A 3,917-nucleotide genomic window follows, 5' to 3' on the forward strand; every position below is an offset into this window, starting at 1 on the left:
CCGGTCACTGGCCGCCGGGCCGGCCGTCCAGGCCGGGCCCGAGCCGCCGTCCGAGGCGATGTCGCCGGCGCCGGGCCCGCGGCTGGGCGTGGACGTGCGGCGGCTGTCGCGGTTCTTCCTGCGCCGTCCCGGGCTGGTGCTGTCACTGATCGTGGTGACGCTGGTGGTGCTGGCCGCGTTCTGGCCGACGCTGTTCACCGGGCGTGACCCGCTGCTGGGGGTGCCGGCCGACAACTTCCAGCCGCCCGGCGCCCGCCACTGGTTCGGCACCGACGAACTGGGCCGCGACACCTACTCCCGGGTCGTGCACGGGGCGGCGCTGTCCCTGAAGGCGACGCTGGTCGCGGTCGCGGTCGCGTTCGTCGTCGGTGGGGCCCTCGGGCTGGTCGCCGGATTCGCCGGCCGCTGGGTCGAGGACGTGCTGATGCGCTTCGTCGATGTGCTGCTGTCCATCCCGGCCCTGTTCCTGTCGCTGGCGCTGGTGACCGCGCTGGGGTACGGCACGGTGAAGGTCGCCGTCGCGGTGGGGATCGCCAGCGTGGCCAGTTTCGCCCGGGTCATGCGCGCCGAGGTGCTCAGGGTGCGCCAGGCCGTCTTCGTCGAGGCCGCGCGCTCGTCGGGGACGCGCTGGTACGGCGTGCTCGGACGGCACGTGCTGCCCAACGCGATGGGGCCGGTCGTCGTGCTGGCAACGCTCGACTTCGGGACCGCGGTGCTGGCGGTGTCCTCGCTGAGCTTCCTCGGCTACGGCGCCGCGCCGCCCGCGCCGGAGTGGGGCACGCTCGTCTCCGACGGCCGTAACTATCTGGCCAACGCGTGGTGGCTCTCGACGCTGCCCGGCCTGACCGTGGCGGCGACGGTACTGGCGACCAACCGCATCGCCCGGGCACTGGACGGAGAATGGGCCACCCAACGATGACCGATCACGGCACCGACAGCCAGGACCGCCCCGGCAGCCGCGACGGTGCCTCCCCTGACGGCGCCTCCACCGCCGGCGCCGACAGCATCCCCACCGATGGTCACGACGGCGATCACGACGGCGATCACGCGGGCGCGGGCCTGCTCGCGATCCGCGGGCTGTCCGTGTCGTACCGCACCCGGACCGGGCCGCTGCCCGCCGTCCAAGGTGTCGACCTCGACGTCGAGCCGGGTGAGATCGTCGCGCTGGTCGGCGAGTCCGGCTCGGGCAAGAGCACGCTGGCGCACGCGATCGTCGGGCTGCTGCCGGCCGGGGGACACATCGACGCCGGCAGTGTCCGGTTCGGTGGCCGTGACCTCGCCACCCTGTCGGAGCGGGAGCTGCGTGCCATCCGCGGGGCCCGGATCGGGCTCGTCCCGCAGGACCCCACCGTCTCCCTCAACCCGGTGAAACGGATCGGCGTCCAGGTGGCCGAGGTGCTGCGCATCCACCGGCTGGCCACCCGCCGCTCGGCTCCGCTGGAGGCGGTCGCGCTGCTGGAGCGGGCCGGCCTCGCCGAACCGGAGATCCGTGCCCGGCAGTATCCGCACGAGCTGTCCGGCGGCATGCGGCAGCGGGCGCTGATCGCCATCGCGATCGCGGCGCAGCCCAAGATGATCATTGCTGACGAGCCGACCAGCGCCCTGGACGTCACCGTGCAGCGACTGATCCTCGACCACATCCAGCACCTGGCCGACGAGCTCGGCACCGCCGTCCTGCTCGTCACCCACGACCTCGGTGTCGCCGCGGACCGCGCGCGACGCATCGCGGTGATGTCGCAGGGCCGGATCGTGGAGAGCGGGCCCACGGCCCAGATTCTCGACAGCCCCCGCGACCCCTACACCCAGCGGCTGCTGCGCAGCGCCCCGAGCCTCGCCCTCATCCGCGCCATACCCCCCGCGCGCACCGCACCTCCCGCGCGCACCGCACCTCCCGCGCGCACCGCACCCCCCGCGCATGCCGTGCCGCGGGCCCGGACGTCACCTTCGGCAGCCGCTGAGCCCTCGGGGGCCGCCGAACGGCCACTCGTCGTGGTCGACAACCTGGTCAAGGAGTTCCCGCTGCCCCGTACGGCCGGCGGCTCCGCCCGGACGCTACGCGCTGTCAGTGACGTCAGCTTCACCGTCAACCGCGGCGAGACGCTGGCCCTGGTCGGTGAGTCGGGTTCGGGCAAGTCCACCACCGCCCGCCTCGTCCTGCGCCTGGTGGATCCGACCGCCGGCCGGATCGTGCTGGACGGTGACGACGTCACGGCCGCCAGGGGGGCGCGGCTGCGGCGGCTGCGCCGGCAGGCCCAGATCATCTACCAGAACCCCTACGCGTCCCTCGACCCGCGGTTCTCGATCAAAGAGGTGATCACTGAACCGTTGCGCGCGTTCGGGGTCGGTGACCGGGCCTCCCGCACCGCCCGGGCCCGGGACCTGCTCGACCGGGTCGCGCTGCCGGCCTCGGTCCTCGAACGCAGGCCCGCCGAGCTCTCCGGTGGGCAGCGGCAGCGGGTCGCGATCGCCCGCGCGCTGGCGCTGGCACCCCAGCTCGTCGTCTGCGACGAGCCCGTCTCCGCGCTGGACGCGTCCGTGCAGGCGCAGGTCCTCGAGCTGCTCGCCGAACTGCAGGCCGACACCGGCGTGGCCTACCTGTTCATCTCGCACGACCTGGCCGTCGTGCGGCAGATCGCCCACCGGGTGGCGGTGATGCGGGCCGGGCAGATCGTGGAGACCGGCCCGACGGACGACCTGTTCACCAGCCCCCGGCACGACTACACCCGCGCGCTGCTGGAGGCGATCCCCAGATGGTCGCAACAGCGTCAGGCCGCTTCGCCCGGTGATGGGAAGCCGACCGGCATCGGTGGTCGCCACACGTGACGGACAACGCCGGGATGGACAACGCCGGGATGGACAACGCCGGGATGGACAACGCCGGGATGGACAACGCCGGGATGGACAACGGCGCGAGGACGCCTACGTCGAATGGCTCACCGGGTTCGACGCACTGCCTTGCCGGGCGTGCCTTGTTGGGCGTGCCTTGTCGGGCGAGGAGGTGATGGAGAGGACCGTCGGTGAAGAAGCCGTCCGGGCGCGGCTGTGCACATGATTTATGCTTGAATTATGAGCTTCAGGCGGATCACTATCAGTGTCCCGGAGGAGATCGCGGCGAAGGCGCAGCGGGCCGCTGACGCCGGCCAGGCGGAGTCGGTGTCGGCCTACTTCGCCGGTCTCGCCGCCGCCGAGCCGGACTGGGCGCAGGCCCAGCAGATCCTGGACCAGATGATCGAAGAGGCCGGCGGGCTGGACGATGCCGCACGTGCCTGGGCGCGATCGGTGCTGGCGGCCGACGATGTTCTCGAAGCCGGTGATGACGCCGGAGACACCCAGGTGGCCGGGGCCGCGTGAGAACGACTGTCCTTGACACGGGCGCGCTCATCGCGCTGGAACATCGTGACGGCCGGATGCTCGCGCTGGCCGCGGACCTGGTCGGCGCGAGGGTGGCCGCGCATATGCCGGCGGGAGTCCTCGCTCAGGCCTGGCGGGGATCACCGCGTCAACACGCCGTCATGAAACTGGTGCGAACGGGCGCGGTGCGGGTCGAGTCCCTGTCGGAGGAGATCGCTGCCCGGATCGGGCTGCTGCTGGCGGCATCGGGGGCGAGCGATGTCGTCGATGCCCATGTCGTGTTGCTGGCACGGAAGCTTCGGGCCACGGTCGTCACTTCTGATCCGCATGATCTGCGCAAGCTGGATCCCGCGCTCGGCCTTGTCGTGCTCTGACGGCCGATCTCGGACGGTCGATCTCGATCTGGCCCGAGCCTGACATCGCTCTCCTGAAGGAAATTGATCGGAATCGAATGATCAAACAATGCCAGGTGCATCGATGGGAAACAGGCGTTGCCGGTGGCTCACGGTGGTACCTTCGAGAAAGGTCATGAGTGTCGGCGGCGGGCTGTGGCCTCGCTGGCCGGC

4 protein-coding genes are annotated in these 3,917 nt (G+C 71.7%); all 4 read left to right on the forward strand.

Annotated elements, in window-relative coordinates; all coding sequences use genetic code 11:
• A partial coding sequence (locus AC5LSR_RS18310; protein WP_493468727.1) for an ABC transporter permease occupies positions 1–919 on the forward strand: 919 nt, incomplete at its 5' end.
• Positions 916–2,823 carry a dipeptide ABC transporter ATP-binding protein gene (locus AC5LSR_RS18315; RefSeq protein WP_250292737.1) on the forward strand — a complete coding sequence of 636 codons (1,908 nt, stop codon included), beginning with the start codon at positions 916–918 and terminating at the stop codon, positions 2,821–2,823. The genes AC5LSR_RS18310 and AC5LSR_RS18315, both read left to right, overlap by 4 nt.
• Positions 2,824–3,066: 243 nt before the next feature.
• Positions 3,067–3,351 (forward strand): hypothetical protein, encoded by a 285-nt coding sequence (locus tag AC5LSR_RS18320; protein ID WP_250286015.1) that lies wholly within the window; start codon positions 3,067–3,069, stop codon positions 3,349–3,351.
• Complete coding sequence (locus AC5LSR_RS18325; protein ID WP_250292732.1) at positions 3,348–3,725, forward strand: PIN domain-containing protein; 378 nt, start codon at positions 3,348–3,350, stop codon at positions 3,723–3,725. Before AC5LSR_RS18320 ends, AC5LSR_RS18325 begins: the two co-directional genes overlap by 4 nt.
• Positions 3,726–3,917: the final 192 nt, after the last annotated feature.

It is taken from the genome of Protofrankia sp. CiP1_Cm_nod4 (assembly GCF_982290645.1).